This is a genomic window from Variovorax sp. UC122_21 (assembly GCF_044056785.1).
Lineage (GTDB): Bacteria > Pseudomonadota > Gammaproteobacteria > Burkholderiales > Burkholderiaceae_C > Variovorax.
Genome location: NZ_CP172003.1, coordinates 1680715 through 1696319, shown reverse-complemented (window position 1 = coordinate 1696319; position 15605 = coordinate 1680715). Strand labels below are relative to the sequence as shown.

Here is a 15605-nt window from a genome sequence, read left to right as displayed (position 1 = left end):
GCCGCTGCAACGCCAGCAGCCGCGGCGCGCGCTCTCGTCAACCCGCGCTGGGCGGCTCGAGTTCGCGGTACTTGGTCTCGAGCAAGGCCAGCACGGCGCGCACCGCGGAACTCATGCCCTTGCGGTCGGGTACAGCACGTAGGCCTGCGTGGCCAGCGAAGGCCAGGCCGGGCAGCACGCGGCGCAGCCGGCCGTCGGCCAGCGCATCGCGGCAGGCCTCGATCGGCAGCTGCACCAGGCCCGCGCCGCGCAGCGCGGCCTCGCGCAGGGCCTGGTAGTCGTCGCTGATCAGGAGCGGCTGCGGATGGTGCAGCAGCGTCCGGCCGTCGGCATCGACCAGCGCCCAGGGCCGCACGCTGTCGGGCCCGCCGCCCTGGCCCAGCGCGGGAAAGCGATGCAGGTCGGCCGGCTCGGTGGGCTCGCCATGCGCCGCCAGCAGCGAGGGCGCGCCCACCAGCTCCATGCGCCCCACGCCGATCGGCCGGGCGACGATGTCGGCCGAGGCCAGCGGCTGGCTCGCATAGCGGATCGCGAGGTCGATGCGCTCGCCCAGCAGGTCGACGAAGCGGTTCGACAGGTCGAGCGTGATGCGCACCTTCGGATGCCGCAGGCTGAACTCGCCGAGCCAGCCGCCGAGCAGCAGCTCGCCCGACACCGGCGAGGCGCTGATGCGCACCGGCCCCGCTGGCTCGCCCAGCGTCTCGTCGACGGTGGCGCGCACCGCCTGCGCCTCGTCGGCCATGCTGCGCGCGTGGCGGTAGACGCGCTCGCCCACGTCGGTGACCTGGAAGCGGTGCGCCGAACGCTGGATCAGCCGCACGCCGAGTTGCTTCTCGAGCGCGCCCACGCGCCGGCTCAGGCGCGACTTGGGCGTGCCGGTCTCGCGCTCGGCCGCCGAGAAGCCGCCCGCCTCGACCACGCGGGCGAACAGGAGCAGGTCGTTGAGGTCTTCCAACATGCTGTCGATGCCTTTCTTGCGTTTGCCTCGAGCGTGGCGCAGAGCGGCGTTCCACGGCTGCAACGCGGCGTGCCAGCGCCGGTATCGCGGCCGCCGCCGCGAATGCGTAGCCTGCGCGGTTTGACGATGCGCCCGCCGATGCCGACCTCCATTCTCACCACCCCGACGCCGGCCCCGGCCGATGCCGCCACGCGTGGCGCCACCCTGGCCGCCGCCTGCCTCTCGATGGCCGCGATCGCGATGTCGATCACGGCCGCGGGCGTGGCGCTGGTGCCGATCGGCGCGGCCTTCGGCATCGGCTTCGGCGCGCTGCAATGGGTGCTCAACCTCTTCGTGCTGAGCTTCGCCGCCTTCCTGCTGCCGGCCGGCGCGCTCGCCGACCGCATCGGCCAACGCCGCAGCTTCATCGCTGGCGGCGCGATCTTCGGCGCCTTCACGCTGATGGCCGTGCTGGCCACGCGCACCGAATGGCTGCTGGCCGCGCGCTTCCTCCAGGGTGCCGGTGGCGCGCTGCTCGCGGCCAGCGGACCGGCCGCGCTCACGGCCGTGTTCCATGGCGAGGCCGAACGCAAGCGCGCCTTCGGCTGGCTCGGCAGCTGTGGTGGCGTCGGGCTCACGCTCGGCGCATTGCTGTCGGGCGCCGCGACCGCGCAGGGCGGCTGGCGCGCCGCGCTCGCGATCCATCTGCCGCTGGTGCTGGCCGCGCTTGTGCTGGCGCTGTGGAATTTCCGCGGCCATGCGGGCCGGGTGGTGCACACGCGCTTCGATCTCGTGGGCGCGGTCCTGGGCTTCACGACCATCGCGGCCGCGATGGCCTTCGGCATCCTCGGTGCCGAGCGTGGGTGGGGCGCGAGCGCCGTGCTCGCCTGCCTGGCGCTCGCGCTGGTCGCGGGGTCGCTGTTCGCGCGCTCGCAACGCCGGCATCCGGCGCCGCTGCTGCCACCCGCCCTGCTGCGCAACCGCGGCTTCGTGTTCGCCTGCCTACTCACGTTGCTGTTCACCACGGTGTGGGTCGCGATGTTCATCTACGTGCCGCTGCACCAGCAGGCCGCGCGCGGCCACGACGCGGACCATGCGGGCCGCACCCTGCTCGCGCTGCTGATGCCCGCGATGGTGATGCCGGCCCTCGCCTCGCGCCTGGCCGTGCGCATCGGCACGCGTCCCGTGCTGGTCGGCGGTTGCCTTGCGATGGCGATCGGCCTGGGCTTGTTGTATCTGGCGTGGACCGATCTCTCGCGTCCCGCCGCGCTCGAATGGCTGGCGCTGGCTCTCTGCGGCAGCGGCGCCGGCTGCCTCTACGGCCTGCTCGACTATCTCGCGATGGCCAGCCTGCCGAACGCGCTGGCCGGCACCGGCTCGGCCGCCTTCAACGTGCTGCGGCTGCTCGGCGATGCGCTCGGCGCCATCGTGCCGGGCGCGGTGCTGGTGCAGGCGCTGGCGCCGCGGCTCGCGGCCGCCATCGACGAGCCCGTGACGCGCGAGATGCTCAACGCCGTGGCGGCCGGGCAGTTCGGCGCGCTGGCCTCGGGCGGCGCGGCGGCGGCCGAGGCCTTTCGCGGTGCGATCGCGTCCGTGCCCGCGGTGCTGGCCGTGGGGGTGCTGCTCGGCGCCGTGCTGGCGTGGTGGCGCGCCGAGCGAACCTGAAGGGACGGCCCCGCAATCCATCGCGCCCTACACTGCCGGCCGATGGTTCCCGTCCCCTTCCCACCTCGCCATGCCTGAGCGCCTGACCTCCTGCTTCTGGCACGGCGATGCCTTGCGCAGCCGCAGCGTGAGCGAGGTCGTGCTCGCGTCGCGGCTGGAGATTCCCGAGCCGCCGGCACGCCTGCTCGCCGACTGGCGGCGCGACGCGAGCACGCAGCTGATGCTCGAGCCCGGCGACGTCGAGCCCCTGTCGCTGGCGCGCGCGAGAACGCGCTGGCCCGACTACGGCCGCTGCGTGCAGGCGGTGGCCGACTGGGCCCGATCACGAGGACTGCCCGGCCTGCCGGGCGACGCCGACGTGGCACTGATGGCCTGCCGCGGCGCGCGCTATCACCACGACGGCGCGCAGTACGGTGGCGCGCTCTTCTGCAACCTCTTCCTCGGCGAGGACCTCGGCCTCGACGTGCACTTCCCCTCGGCCGGCGTGCGCCTTCCGCTCGCGCGCGGCACGGTCATGCTGTTCGACACCTGCCAGCCGCATGCCGTGATCCGGCGCGATGGCAAGGGATTCGATGCCGCGGACTTCGGCGCGGAGCGCGACACCCTGCAGGTGTTCCTGACCTGGGAGCTGCCGATCGAGGACGAGGCGCTGGTCCGCGCGATGGGGATCCGCTTCGACGTCGATCCCTCGACCGCATCGCGGCTGACGCAAGAGCAGGTGCTGGTGAACGGCGAAGCGGCGACGCCGGACCCCGCGTCGGGTCGCTGGATCCGCGCCGTCTGAACGCGCCGTCCGATCGCCCCGGCTCGCGTCCGCGAGCAATGACTTTTGATCATTTCTCGCATGAGTTAATTGTGATTGAGCCGCCACGGCCCCTCACGTATCTTCAGCGCTCGAATCATTGAGAGACAAGCCCTTTTCGAGCCGCATGGCATCGAAGGCGGCACGAAGGAACGCATGAGAATTCTGGCCGAGGGTCTGCAATTTCCTGAAGGGCCGGTGGCGCTGGTCGACGGCTCGGTGCTGCTGGTCGAGATGCGCGCGGGCCACGTCGTGCGGATCTCGCCCGATGGCGAGCGCCACGTCGTCGCCGACTGCGGCGGCGGTCCGAACGGCGCGGCGATCGGGCCCGACGGCGCGCTCTACGTCTGCGACAACGGCGGCAGCGCCTATGCGCCGGGCCGCTTCACCTCGACCGGGCCCGCGGCCGACTACGAAGGCGGCAGCATCCGCCGCTTCGACCTGCGCACGGGCGAGCACACGCTGCTCTACACGCACTGCGATGGCCATCGGCTGTCGTCGCCCAACGACCTCGTGTTCGATGCGCACGGCGGCTTCTACTTCACCGACTTCGGCAAGAAGCATGCGCGGCTGCGCGACTCCGGCGGCGTCTACTACGCGCTGCCCGACGGCTCGCGCATCGTCGAGGTGGCCTATCCGCTGCTGTCGCCGAACGGCATCGGCCTCTCGCCCGATGCGCGCGAGCTCTACGTGGCCGAGACCGAGACGGCGCGGCTGTGGGCCTTCGACATCGTCGAGCCCGGCGTGGTGCGCAAGCATCCCTTTCCCTCGCCGCATGGCGGGCGCATCGTCTGCGGCTTGCCGGGCTTCCAGCGCTTCGACAGCCTCGCGCTCGAGGCCGGCGGCAACATCTGCGTCGCCACGCTGATCACCGGCGCGGTCTCGGTCATCGCGCCCGACGGCGCGCTGCTGCGGCAGGTGATCTTCCCCGACAGCTACGTCACCAACCTCTGCTTCGGCGGGCCCGACATGCAGACCGCCTACGTCACGCTGTCGGGCACCGGACAGCTCGCCTCGCTGCCCTGGCCCGCGCCGGGCCTGCGGCTGCATTTCAACGCGTAGCCCCGAGGCACGCGCACCAGAACATCCCTGGAGACTCCCATGATCCGCCGCGAATTCATCGTCACCCTGGCCGGCGCCTGCGCCGCCGCCGCCCTGCCGCCGGCGCGCGCCGCGACACCCTATCCGAGCCGGCAGGTGCGCGTGGTCGTGCCCTTCACCGCGGGTGGCGGCACCGACGTGGTGGCGCGCGCGATCGCGATGGGCCTGTCGGAGTCGATGGGCCAGTCCTTCTTCGTCGACAACAAGCCCGGTGCCAGCACCTTGATCGGCTCGGAGCTGGTGGCCAAGGCGGCACCCGACGGCTACACGCTGCTGGTCGCGAGCGTGCCGCATGCCACCAACCCGTGGATGATGAAGAGCATGCCCTTCGACACCGCGAAGGCCTTCGCGCCGATCGGCCTCGCGGTGCAGTCGCCATTCATCATGGTGGCCTCGTCCACCTCGTCGATCCAGTCCTTCGACGATGCGCTCGCGGCGGCGCGTTCCAAGCGTTTGTCCTTCGCCTCCACCGGCAGCGGCACGGCCGACCACCTCTCGATGGAACTGCTGGCGCTGCAGTCGGGCGTGACGATGACGCACGTGCCCTACAAGGGCACCGGTCCCGCGCTGGCCGACCTGATGGGCGGCCACGTCGACCTGATGTTCGCGAACGTGGTCGCGGCGGCGCCGCTCGTGAAGTCGGGCAAGCTGCGCGCGCTGGCCGCATCGACCGCGCGGCGCTCGCCCTCGCTGCCCGAGGTGCGCACCGTCGCCGAGGCCACGGGCAAGCCCTTCGACGTCAGCGCCTGGACCGGCGTGCTCGCGCCCGCGGGCACCGACGCGGCCATCGTGGAGCGCCTGAGCACCGAGGTGCGCAAGGCCCTGCAGACGCGCGCCACGCGCGAGGCGCTGACGGTGAACGGTGCCGAGCCGGTGGGCAGCACGCCCGTGGAGTTCCAGGCCTTCATCGCGCGCGAGATGAAGACCTGGGGCGAGATCATCGCCAAGGCCGGCATCACGCCGAGCTGAGCCGGAGCGCCGCATGCCCTACGTCATCCTCGCGCTCGACCAGCCCGACGCACAGGCGTTGCGCGAAACGCTCAAGCCGGCGCACCTCGACTACCTGAGCGAGCGGCAGGAACGCATGCTGGCCGGCGGCGCGGTGCTCGACGAGCACGGCCGCGCGATCGGCGCGCTGATCATCGTGGACGCCGACGACCGCGCGGACGCGGAACGCTTCATCGGCGACGACCCCTTCGCGCAAGGCGGCCTGTTCGCCTCGGTGCGCGTCATGCCCTGGCGGCAGGCCTTCCTCGACCGCCGCCGCACGAAGTGAACGGTCCCGCCTCGGCGTGACCGGCACCGGGCGTTCACCGCGCCCGTTTTTCCGACACAGACAACGGAGACACCATGAAGCGAATCAGGAAAGTCGCGGCCACCGCCGCGGCCGTGTGCATCGCGGCGGCGCTGCCGGCACAGGCGCAAGTGCTCAAGGAGTTCGGCAGCTTCCACGTCGGCGGCCGGCAGGTCACGCTCGACGGCTACCCCGTCACCGAGAGCGTGTTCACGCAGGGCGCGAAGCCCACGCGCGTCGATCCCAACGGCGACTTCGAGGTCGAGCAGATGTACGTGCAGTACCTCGTGCCCGAACCCACGCGCGCGAAGTACCCGCTGCTGATGTGGCACGGCGGCGGCCTCACCGGCGTGACCTGGGACACCAAGCCCGACGGGCAGCCCGGCTGGATGCAGTACTTCTTCCGCCAGGGCCATCCGGTGTACGTGTCGGACGCGGTCGAGCGCGGCCGCGCCTCGTGGGCGCGCTATCCCGAAATCTTCAAGGGCCCGCCCTTCTTCCGCACCAAGAAGGAAGCCTGGGAGACCTTCCGCATGGGACCCGAGGGCTCGTACAGCCTCGATCCCGCCAAGCGCACCGCCTATCCCGAGGGCAAGTTCCCCGGCGCCTACCTCGACCAGTTCGCCAAGCAGTTCGTGCCGCGCTGGACCGTGAACGACGGTCCCACGCTGGCGGCCTACAACGCCGAGATCCAGAAGGTCGGACCCGCGGTGGTCATGGTGCACAGCCAGGCCGGCAACTTCGGCTTCCAGGCCGCGCTCGCCGCGCCGGACAAGCTGCGCGCCGTGATCGCCATCGAGCCCGCGGGCGCGCCGCCACCCGGCCCCGCGCTCGACAGCCTCAAGAACATCCCGATGCTCATCATCTGGGGCGACAACGTCGACAAGCAGGAGATCTGGATCCGCCAGCAGCCGGCCTCGCGTGCCTTCGCGGACGACCTCAACGCGCGCGGCGGCAAGGTCGAATGGATCGACCTGCCGAAGATCGGCATCCGCGGCAACAGCCACATGACGATGATGGACACCAACTCCGACCAGATCGCCGCGTTGATCCAGGACTGGATGAAGCGCAACGGTCTGATGCGCTGAGCGCGGTCGCGGCCTCTGGCCGCGTGCCTCAGCCGCCAGCGGGCCGCGCCCTGCGCTCGAACATCGGCACCGTCACGCCCCTGGCCTCGCTGCCGTCGGCCCTCCATACCAGCGTGTCGGCCGGGAACTCGTCCTTGCGGGTCATCGCATCGACCCTGGACGCGACCAGCGCCACGGCCTCCTTGACCTCGGGGTTCCACGCGAAGACGTCCGCGCGGCCATACCAGACCACCGGCGTGGCGGCGTCGAGGCGGCGATCGGGGCACATGGTGATGCGGCGCTGCGCGAGCACGCGCAGGGCACCGACGCCCACGGCGCGGATGCCGGGCCGCGTGTGCTCGGCGGAGTGGCCCGGGCACACGCGCGCCGCCTGCTCGATCGCGTTGTCGTAGACCTGGGCATCGCTCTGTGCGCGCGCCTGGAAGGCGACGAGGGCGCCGAGCAGGGCGAGGCCGGAAACCGGCCATGAGAGACGGTGTGGCATGCGAATCTTCCTCCTGGTTCATTCATCGGTCGACGAACAGATCGCCGGATGCATTCTTGCAAACACCGCGCGGGCCGCCTGTAGGCCGACGACGCACCGGCCGCGGCGGTGGCGATAATGGCCGCCCCATGATCGTCCGCCCCCGTCCCCACTGGCTGCGCATGCTGTTCGTCTGGCATGGCTCGGTGCTGTCGTCGATCGTGCCGCAGCTGTTGTGGACCACCGGTTTCGCGATCCTCGTGACCGTGCTGCACGGCCGGCTGTTCCACTGGAAGGTGCCGCTGAACTTCGTGCCCTTCTCGCTGATCGGGCTCACGCTCGCGATCTTCCTGGGCTTTCGCAACAGCACGAGCTACGCGCGCTACTGGGAGGCGCGCACGCTCTGGGGCACGCTGCTCAACGAAACGCGCACGCTGGTGCGCCAGCTGATCACGCTGCTGCCCTCGCGCGAAGGCACCGAACTGCCGGTCGCGCGGCTCATCGCCTTTGTGCATGCGCTGCGGCATCAACTGCGCGGCACCGATGCCGCGGCCGACCTCGCGCGCCTGCTGCCGGAAGCAGACTGCGCGCGGCTGCGGTCCGTGCGCTTCAAGCCCGCCGTGCTGCTGCTGATGGTCGGCGAATGGCTGCAGGCGCAGCGCCTGCAGGGCCGGCTCGCGCCCGAGCTCGCGCCGGCCATCGAGCTGCCGCTGGGCCGGCTCACCGAGGCCCTGGGTGGCTGCGAGCGCATCGCGGGCACGCCGATCCCGTTCACCTATGCGGTCATCATCCACCGCACCATCTACCTCTATTGCGTGCTGCTGCCCTTCGGGCTGGTCGATGCGATCGGCGCGATGACGCCGGTGGTGGTGGCCTTCATCGCCTACACCTTCTTCGCGCTCGAGGCGCTCGGCGCGGAGATCGAGGAGCCCTTCGGCATGGAGCCCAACGACCTCGCGCTCGATGCGATGTCGGACACCATCGAGGCGAGCGTGCGCGAGATGATGGGCGAGACGCTGCCGGCGCCGAGCGCGAAGGGCGTGGGGTACGTGCAGACATAAGCGGCGTGAGCCAACGGTCACGGGCGGCGCCGATCTTCCTAGCGAAGCCCGTCGAACTCCAGGATGTAGAGCCCGCCGTTGTAATCCGTCGAATAGACCAGCCCGCCAGCATCGACGAACACATCGCAGGACTGAATCACCTTCGCCCTGTTCGGTCGACGATCCATCAGTTGCTCCGGTTGCGGCGGAACGAAGGCGCCGACCTCGAGCGGTTGAAAGGGGTCGCGAATATCGAACACCCGAACCCCGGCGTTCTGGTATGTCGCAAAAATCAGCTCCGAGCTCACGAAGCTTCCGGGCCGGTTCTCGTGCAGGTTGTGCGGGCCGAAATGGCCCGGCTTGCGCTTGTAGTCGGCCTCGCGAGGGCTGGGAAAGGTGGAGATGCTGACGGGATTCGACGGTTCGCGCACATCGAAGATCCAGATCGGCTTCTCGCCATCCTCCTGGTGGTCGAGCACCGCTTCATCCAGCACGACCAGCAGATCGCGGTCCGGCAACGGCAGGCAGTTGTGCGTTCCGCCTCCGAACGGGGGCGACCAGTTTCGATGTGCGAGCAAGCTCGGCTTCGATCGATCGCTCACGTCGAGCACGACAAGGCCCGCATCGCGCCATGCACAGTACGCGGTGTCACCGTGCACGATGGGATGATGCAATCCGCAGCGTCGAGACGCATCCCATGAAGGCGCTTCGCCGCTCGCGATGTTCATCCCCGGAAGCCAGAATCGACCCGCTTCTCGAGGCTGCGTCGGATCCGACATGTCGATCGTGATGAACATGTAATCGGAAAAGCCGTCGATCAGCGCCGACGCGTAGGCCCAGCGTCCCCCCGTGTACCAGACGCGATGCACACCCCCACCCTCGATGGGCATGAACCCGATCTCGCGAGGGCTGTCTCCCTTTGAAATGTCGTAGACGGCAAGACCGGCGCGCCAGTTTCTCGCGTTGCGGCTGGGCTGTGCGGTGCCCACCTTGCGACCCAATTCGCCTTGATAGTATTCGCGCTCGTCCTGAAACTCGTCGGCCGCGAACATGTCCTTCGCATTGATCACCAGCAGGAGATCATCATGGGTCTGCAGATGGATGTTCCAGGTGTTCGGTGGTGCCGGCTGGTAGGCAACGTTCCGAGGGTTTCGAGGGTCGCGCACGTCGACCACGCTGAAGCCCTTGGAAAACATGTGCCCGATGTACGCGTAGCCGCGATGAACCATCAGTTGCACGCCGTCTGCCCGGCCGCCTTGGTCGCTGTGCCCGACCAGGCGAAGATTGCGCGCGAAGTCTGGAGTCATGGTGGATGTCTTTGTCATCTGCTGAATATGGGTGCGGGTTGTTTGCGACGCACCGCCGAGAGCCGACGAAGGCCAACGAAAGCCAACGCGATTCGCGGCGATGCTCGGGAAGGAACGCCTACTTCGTCTTCCAGATCTGGCGATAGATGTCGCGGTAACGGTTGTCGGGGTCGTAGACGTTGTCCTTGCCGCCTTCGAGCCCGATGTTGGCGTGCGTGACGAGGTGCACCGGTGAGGTGTAGCCGGTCGCGGGAGCACCGGCGAATGCGCGATTCAACTCGTCGACGGCCTGCCAGCCCTGCTGCGAAACCGGTTCGGCAACGGTGGCCGCCTGGTAGTCGTTGTTGCGGATGCGCTGGAACGCGGACTCGCTGCCGTTGCCCGCGGACACACCGAGCAGCGGACCCGTTCCCTTGTAACCGGCTTGCTGCAACGTCGGCGACATGAAATCGAACGGCATGTCATTGATGGTCAGGGCCCAGGTCCATTTCGCGCCATAGCGCTGAAGCAGCGTCGCGGAGAGCTGCGGAATCCGGGCCGCCGTATCCGACAGCGGCGTGTCCTCGATCTTCAGAAGCTGGCACCCCGAACACTGCTTCACCAAGGCGGCCATTGCATCCGCCTTGGCGGTGGCGACCTCATAGGTCGAGTCGGTCATGATGACGACGCCGGCCTTGCCGTTGGACTGCGCGATCACGTACATCACGGCGGCCTTCGCGACGTCCAGGGGATCGGTGGTCAGGTTGGTGAAGATTCCCTGTTGAGGGGCGGGACCGGGCTTCGCCGACGAATGCCAGCCCACGATCTTGATCCCGCTGGAGGCGGCCTGCTGGATCAGCGCCGATTGCTCCTTGGCATCGACACTGCCCAGCACGAGGCCGTCGGGCTTGAGCGCGATGGCCTGGTTCAGCGCCGCGGAGCGACCGGAGATGGAGCCTTGGCCATCAATGACCCGATAGGTCCATCCGATCGCCTTTGCCGCCTGCTGCACGGCCTGCGCAACGCCGCGCGGACCACTGTCGCGCTGGTCTGCCGAGACGAACACGATCGTCTTGTTCTTTGGGCCACCGGTCCGGTGGTCGGGCCTGACCACGGCAGGCTGGACTTCGTCGCCTCCGCGGTGTACGCCTTTGCCTGCGCGACGATGTCGTCCGCGGCATGAAGATGGGCCGACAGGCTGGCCAGCAGGATCGCCGTGGCAGAAAGAATGCGTGCTCGTTTCATGATGTCTCCGGTTTGGCTCTTGGTTGGGGAATGGCGCGGTGGTTGGGGGGCTCGATGTGCTTCAGCGGCGGCGGGATCCACCGCCCTCTGCTGCCTGCGCCGCGACGGGCGTGTTGCCGGCGGGGCCGCGGCGCGGGCTCCGGCGGCGGCGCTGGGCGTAGCCCGCAATGCCGATGGCGACCAGCAGCGTGGCGCCGTTGAAGAGCGGCTCGACATAGAAATCACCGCCCATCTGCTGAATGCCCGCGATGCCCACAGCGAGGATCGCCACGCCGAACACCGTGCCCCAGACATTCACGCGGCCCGGCTTGATGGTGGTCGACCCCAGGAAGGCACCGACCAGCGCAGGCAACAGGTAGTCGAGACCGACACTGGCCTGGCCGATGCGCAGCTTGGCTGCGAGCACCACGCCGGCGAACGCGGTCAGCACGCCCGAACCCACGAACGCCAGCATCACGTAGCGTCGCGTCGGTATGCCATTGAGCGCGGCGGCACGCGGGTTGGCACCGATGGCGTAGAAGTAACGGCCGATCGGCAGGTAGTCCGCCGCGATCCACAACACGATGGCGAGCACGATCACATAGGTGGTCGCGATGGGCAGTCCGAACAGCGAGGTCGAGAAGATCGAAGTGAACGCAACGGGCAGCGTACCGATCACCTGCCTGCCGCCCGTGTGCCACATGGCCAGGGCATACAGCACCGTGCCGGTCCCGAGCGTCGCGATGAACGAGTCGATCTGCGCGATCTCCACGAGCATGCCGTTCACGAGCCCCAGCAGTGCACCGAGCGCGAGCACGACCAGCACCGCCACCGGCCAGTCGAAGCCGTACACCGTCTGCAGGCTGATGGCCAGGATGTGCCACATCACGATGCCGTAGCCCACGGTCAGATCGATGCGTCCGGTGGCCATCGGGATCATGGCTGCGAGCGCAAGGATCGCGATGATCGATTTGTCTCCGGTGATGGATCGCGCATTGAGCAGCGTGGGAAAGGTGTCCGGCAGCGTGACAGTGAAAAGCGCGACCAGCAGGAAGGTAAGGATCGGCAGCCCGAAGACGGGCAGCAGCCGCGTGAAACGAGACAGCGGCGGCAGGGCAGCCAGTTCGCGCTGTGTGGGTTCGAGCGCATTGGACTTGAGTGATTGCATGGTGAAGACCTCGGGCGTTCAATGAAGGGGGCAGGACGGCGCGACGCCGTAGTCGAGCGATGCGCAATGCAGCAGCTCGGAAACGCTCAGTTGCTCGAGCGGCAGTTCGCGCGCGATGGCGCCGTTGCGAAAGACCAGTGCGCGATGGCAGATCTGTGCGGTTTCCTCGAAGTCCGATGAGATCAGGATCACGGCCATGCCGGTTCGCACCGCGTCGCCCAGGAGCCGGTAGATCTCGGCCTTCGCTCCGATGTCGACGCCGGCCGTCGGGTCCTCGAGAACGAGCACCTGCGCGCCGATGCGCAGCCAGCGCGCAATCACCACCTTCTGCTGGTTGCCGCCCGACAGGGTTTCGATCAGCGCGTTGGGATCGTTGGGCCTGAGCGCCACGCGCCGCCCGAGCTCCAGCGCCTCGTCGGCTTCGCTCGCCGCCGAGCGCAGCGCGAACGGCGTACGCCCCGTGGCCTTCGGATTGAGGAACAGGTTCTCGCGAATATTGAGCCCCGGCGCGATCGACTCGCCGTAGCGGTCTCCCGCCACGAGGCACAGACCACTGCGCAATGCGGCGCTCGGCGTCGACAGGTCGGCCTGTTGCCCGTCGAGCAGCACCGTGCCCGACAAATCGGCTCGGCGCCGAACAACGCCTTGCCCACGTTGTCATGCCCCGCGCCACGCAGGCCCACGAGGCCCAGGATCTCGCCGCGCCGCACATCGAAGCTCAGCGGACCGGCATCTTCAGTGCACATCCGGCGTACCGACAAGGCAACGGGCGCGACCGCGGTCACCGGCGGGCGCACGAAGACCGAGTCGGGTTCCCTGCCGACGATGTGGCGGATCAGCTCGGCGGGCTGCGTCGCATGCGTGGGTTGATCCGCCACCCGGCTGCCGTCGCGTAGCACCACGATCCGGTCGGACAGCGCGAACACTTCGTCGAGCCGATGCGACACGTAGATCATCGCGACGCCCTGAGCACGCAGCTTGCGCAGCACCTGGTGCAGTTGCTGCACCTCGCTCTCGGGCAGGCTGGCTGTCGGCTCATCGAGCACCAACAGGTCGGCGCGGCTGGACAGGCCGCGCGCAACGGCGACCAGCGATCGCTCGGCACGCGACAACGATGCCACGCGCTGGTCGGGGTCGATGTCGCCACCCACCAGCGCCAGCGCTTCGCGTGCCCGTTCGCGGACCTGCTTCCACGCGATCAGTCCATGGCGGCTGGCGTACGTGGTCGCGAGCGCGATGTTCTCCGCGACCGTCATCCAGTCGACGAGCCCGAGATCCTGATGCACGAAGGCAAGCTGGCCGTGCATGACCCGCGCATCGACCGGCTTGCCTCGGAACAGCAGGCCCCCAGAAGACGGCTCGTGCACGCCCGCGAGGATCTTGATCAAGGTCGACTTGCCCGCGCCGTTCTCGCCGAGCAGCGCGACGATCTCGCCCGGGTGGACGTCGAAGCTGATGTCCTTGAGGACCGGCACGCCGTTGAAGCGCTTGCCGATGTGCTTTACCGCGAGGATCGGGGCAGGTTGCGAGAGGGTGGGCTCCTTCTCGCGGGGATGGGTTGCTGTCATGTCTCGCTCCGTGGCTGGCTTTTTGGCCGAATTCAGTTCTTTAGCGGTTCTATTTTTGTTTTTAGTATTATTCGGTGACGCCCCAAAAGGCTTCAATCTAAAAACGGCCACGCGATCATCGAAATACGGCCAGACATCGCGCGACCCAGACGCACCTGGAGACATCCGCAATGAGCACCGACTGCGCCCGCGCCGACTGGGAAATGCCGCAGGACGACCCCGGCAATCCGTTCAAGTGCACCGATGAATTCGCGGAGTGCGTGGAGAAGGTCAAACCCGGGAAGCTGCGCATCGGCTCGCTGGGCGACCCCAAGAACAAGATCCTGTGCATCGAGCAGGGCAGCGTGAAGATCGAAGGGCCGCACGGCCAATGGACGCTGCTGCCAGCGCACATGATCTTCGTGCCGCACGGCAGGCCGTATCGCATCTACACGAGCGCGGATGCGGTGGTCGGCGTGGTGCACCTGAGCGCGCAGCACACCGTGTGGGAACACGAAGGCTGCTGGGCGGCACCCACGAACAGCCTCGCCAAGGAAATGCTCGGCTATGCGCTGCGCTGGGGACGCGACCGCGCCGCGGACGATCCGGTCGCCAACGCGTACTTCAACGCGCTGAGCCTTCTTTGCAAGGAATGGTTCCAGTGCTCCCGCATGATGTGGATTCCATTCGGCGAATCGGTCGAACTGAAACGGGCCATTGCCTACAGCCGGACGCGGCTCGAGTCGGTAACGATCGAGCTCGCGGCGGAGGCCGCCGGCACTTCGGTGCGCACGTTGCGTCGCCACTTCCAGGACGAACTCGGCATGAGCTGGCGACGCTTTCTCAAGGAGTTGAGAATGGCCCGCGCCATCGAGCTGCTGACGCTCAGACGGTTGTCCGTGACGCAGACGGCGCTCGAGGTCGGCTTCAACAGCGTGGCGGCGTTCACGCTCGCGTTCACCTCGTTCACGGGCAAAACGCCCAGTGCCTACACCAAGGACTTTTTCAGCAGCGGCAGCGCGCTCGCGGTGGGACCGTAGCCAAGCCGTGCCTTGCTATCGAGCGCCCGGGTAGCCCTGCATGTCGAAGGCCATGGCGTTCAACTCGGCAATGACCCTGTCACCGGTTGCCTTGTCGAGTTCAACGAGCGGGGGGCGCACCGTCGCCCATTGCGGATCCCCCGACCAGCTGGCCAGGACCTGCTTCATCGCCGGGATCATGTGGGGGCCCTGGAACACCTTGCGAACACGATCGGCACTCGACTGAAGCCGCGGGGCTTCGGCGCCGCGCCAACCTTCGAACACGCGATGAATACCCGCAGGATTCACGTTGACCGTGGCGCTGATGCAGCCGGCGCCACCGATGGGCAGGGCCGCCGACAAAAACGATTCGCTGGCCGGGAACACGTCGAAGCCGGCGCCCGCGAAGTTGTCGATCATTGCCTTGGTATTGGCCCAGTCGCCCGATGAATCCTTCGCGCCGGCAATCACCTCCGGGTAGCGCCCGAGCAGCCGCTCGATCAACGTGAGCGTGATGGGCACGCAGGTGAGCTGGGGTATGTGATAGAGGTAGATCCGCGCACAGCCGCTCCCCACGCGTTCGATGATCTCCGCGTAATAGGCGAACACGCCATCTTCGGAGACGCCCTTGAAGAAGAACGGCGGCAGCACCAGCAACCCCGCGGCACCGGCCTTGCTGGCATGTCGCGAGAGCGCGACCGCCTCGGGCAACGCGCACGCCCCCGTGCCGGGCATCATTCGGCCGGCCGGCAGGCCCGCTTCGAGCAACGCGTCGGTCAACGCCATTCGCTCGGCGGCCGTGATCGACGCAGCCTCCGAATTGGTGCCGAAGACCGCAAGGCCGGCGTTGTGGCCGAGCAGCCAGCGGCAGTGCGCGATGAAGCGCTGGACATCGGGTTCGAGCTTCGCGTTGAAAGGCGTCAGCACCGGCGCGAGAACGCCTCGGATTCTGTCGGTCATGGTCGTGTCGG

General features: G+C 68.4%; 15 protein-coding genes and 1 pseudogene. 8 read left to right on the top strand and 8 right to left on the bottom strand.

What is annotated here, in order from left to right; all coding sequences use genetic code 11:
* Window positions 1-37: 37 nt before the first annotated feature.
* Window positions 38-958 carry a LysR substrate-binding domain-containing protein gene (locus tag ACHMXE_RS08745; RefSeq protein WP_395345687.1) on the bottom strand — a complete coding sequence of 307 codons (921 nt, stop codon included), beginning with the start codon at window positions 956-958 and terminating at the stop codon, window positions 38-40.
* A gap of 138 nt (window positions 959-1096) precedes the next feature.
* On the opposite strand from ACHMXE_RS08745, the gene ACHMXE_RS08740 reads away from it, so the two are divergent.
* The 6 genes from ACHMXE_RS08740 (at window position 1097) to ACHMXE_RS08715 (ending at window position 6887) form a co-directional block, all read left to right on the top strand.
* Entirely contained in the window at window positions 1097-2602 is a 1506-nt protein-coding gene (locus ACHMXE_RS08740; protein WP_395345684.1) for an MFS transporter, read from the top strand.
* Window positions 2603-2672: 70 nt separating this feature from the next.
* Window positions 2673-3386 carry a hypothetical protein gene (locus tag ACHMXE_RS08735; RefSeq protein ID WP_395345681.1) on the top strand — a complete coding sequence of 238 codons (714 nt, stop codon included), beginning with the start codon at window positions 2673-2675 and terminating at the stop codon, window positions 3384-3386.
* A 174-nt stretch (window positions 3387-3560) separates the two neighbouring features.
* Window positions 3561-4466, top strand: a complete 906-nt coding sequence (locus ACHMXE_RS08730; RefSeq protein WP_395345678.1) for an SMP-30/gluconolactonase/LRE family protein — start codon at window positions 3561-3563, stop codon at window positions 4464-4466.
* Between the two features lie 39 nt (window positions 4467-4505).
* The gene (locus ACHMXE_RS08725) at window positions 4506-5474 is read left to right on the top strand and encodes a tripartite tricarboxylate transporter substrate binding protein (protein ID WP_395345675.1); all 969 of its coding nucleotides are present in this window, start codon (window positions 4506-4508) and stop codon (window positions 5472-5474) included.
* A gap of 13 nt (window positions 5475-5487) precedes the next feature.
* Window positions 5488-5781, top strand: a complete 294-nt coding sequence (locus tag ACHMXE_RS08720; protein ID WP_395345672.1) for a YciI family protein — start codon at window positions 5488-5490, stop codon at window positions 5779-5781.
* Window positions 5782-5855: 74 nt separating this feature from the next.
* Window positions 5856-6887: an esterase gene (locus ACHMXE_RS08715; protein WP_395345669.1), complete on the top strand. Its 1032-nt coding sequence runs from the start codon at window positions 5856-5858 to the stop codon at window positions 6885-6887.
* Window positions 6888-6915: 28 nt separating this feature from the next.
* On the opposite strand, the gene ACHMXE_RS08710 is transcribed toward ACHMXE_RS08715, so the two are convergent.
* Window positions 6916-7371 (bottom strand): hypothetical protein, encoded by a 456-nt coding sequence (locus ACHMXE_RS08710; RefSeq protein WP_395345666.1) that lies wholly within the window; start codon window positions 7369-7371, stop codon window positions 6916-6918.
* Window positions 7372-7499: 128 nt separating this feature from the next.
* On the opposite strand from ACHMXE_RS08710, the gene ACHMXE_RS08705 reads away from it, so the two are divergent.
* Complete coding sequence (locus ACHMXE_RS08705; protein WP_395345663.1) at window positions 7500-8411, top strand: bestrophin family protein; 912 nt, start codon at window positions 7500-7502, stop codon at window positions 8409-8411.
* Window positions 8412-8449: 38 nt separating this feature from the next.
* Here the strand turns inward: ACHMXE_RS08705 and ACHMXE_RS08700 are convergent, their stop codons facing one another.
* The 5 genes and pseudogenes from ACHMXE_RS08700 to ACHMXE_RS08680 form a co-directional block, all read right to left on the bottom strand.
* A complete protein-coding gene (locus ACHMXE_RS08700) occupies window positions 8450-9697 on the bottom strand; it encodes an LVIVD repeat-containing protein (RefSeq protein ID WP_395345660.1) in 1248 nt (415 codons plus the stop codon).
* 118 nt (window positions 9698-9815) lie between these two features.
* Window positions 9816-10790 carry a substrate-binding domain-containing protein gene (locus ACHMXE_RS08695; protein WP_395345657.1) on the bottom strand — a complete coding sequence of 325 codons (975 nt, stop codon included), beginning with the start codon at window positions 10788-10790 and terminating at the stop codon, window positions 9816-9818.
* Window positions 10791-10982: 192 nt separating this feature from the next.
* On the bottom strand, window positions 10983-12068 hold the full coding sequence (locus tag ACHMXE_RS08690; protein ID WP_395345654.1) for an ABC transporter permease: 1086 nt from the start codon (window positions 12066-12068) through the stop codon (window positions 10983-10985).
* An 18-nt stretch (window positions 12069-12086) separates the two neighbouring features.
* Window positions 12087-12677, bottom strand: coding sequence for an ATP-binding cassette domain-containing protein (locus tag ACHMXE_RS08685; RefSeq protein ID WP_395345651.1), 591 nt, complete (start codon window positions 12675-12677; stop codon window positions 12087-12089).
* A 476-nt stretch (window positions 12678-13153) separates the two neighbouring features.
* Window positions 13154-13636, bottom strand: a pseudogene (locus ACHMXE_RS08680) (ATP-binding cassette domain-containing protein); the annotation flags it as partial.
* 170 nt (window positions 13637-13806) lie between these two features.
* On the opposite strand from ACHMXE_RS08680, the gene ACHMXE_RS08675 reads away from it, so the two are divergent.
* Entirely contained in the window at window positions 13807-14655 is an 849-nt protein-coding gene (locus ACHMXE_RS08675) for a helix-turn-helix domain-containing protein (RefSeq protein WP_395345648.1), read from the top strand.
* 15 nt (window positions 14656-14670) lie between these two features.
* Here ACHMXE_RS08675 and ACHMXE_RS08670 read toward each other — a convergent pair whose 3' ends face one another.
* Window positions 14671-15594: a dihydrodipicolinate synthase family protein gene (locus tag ACHMXE_RS08670; RefSeq protein WP_395345645.1), complete on the bottom strand. Its 924-nt coding sequence runs from the start codon at window positions 15592-15594 to the stop codon at window positions 14671-14673.
* Window positions 15595-15605 lie beyond the last annotated feature (11 nt).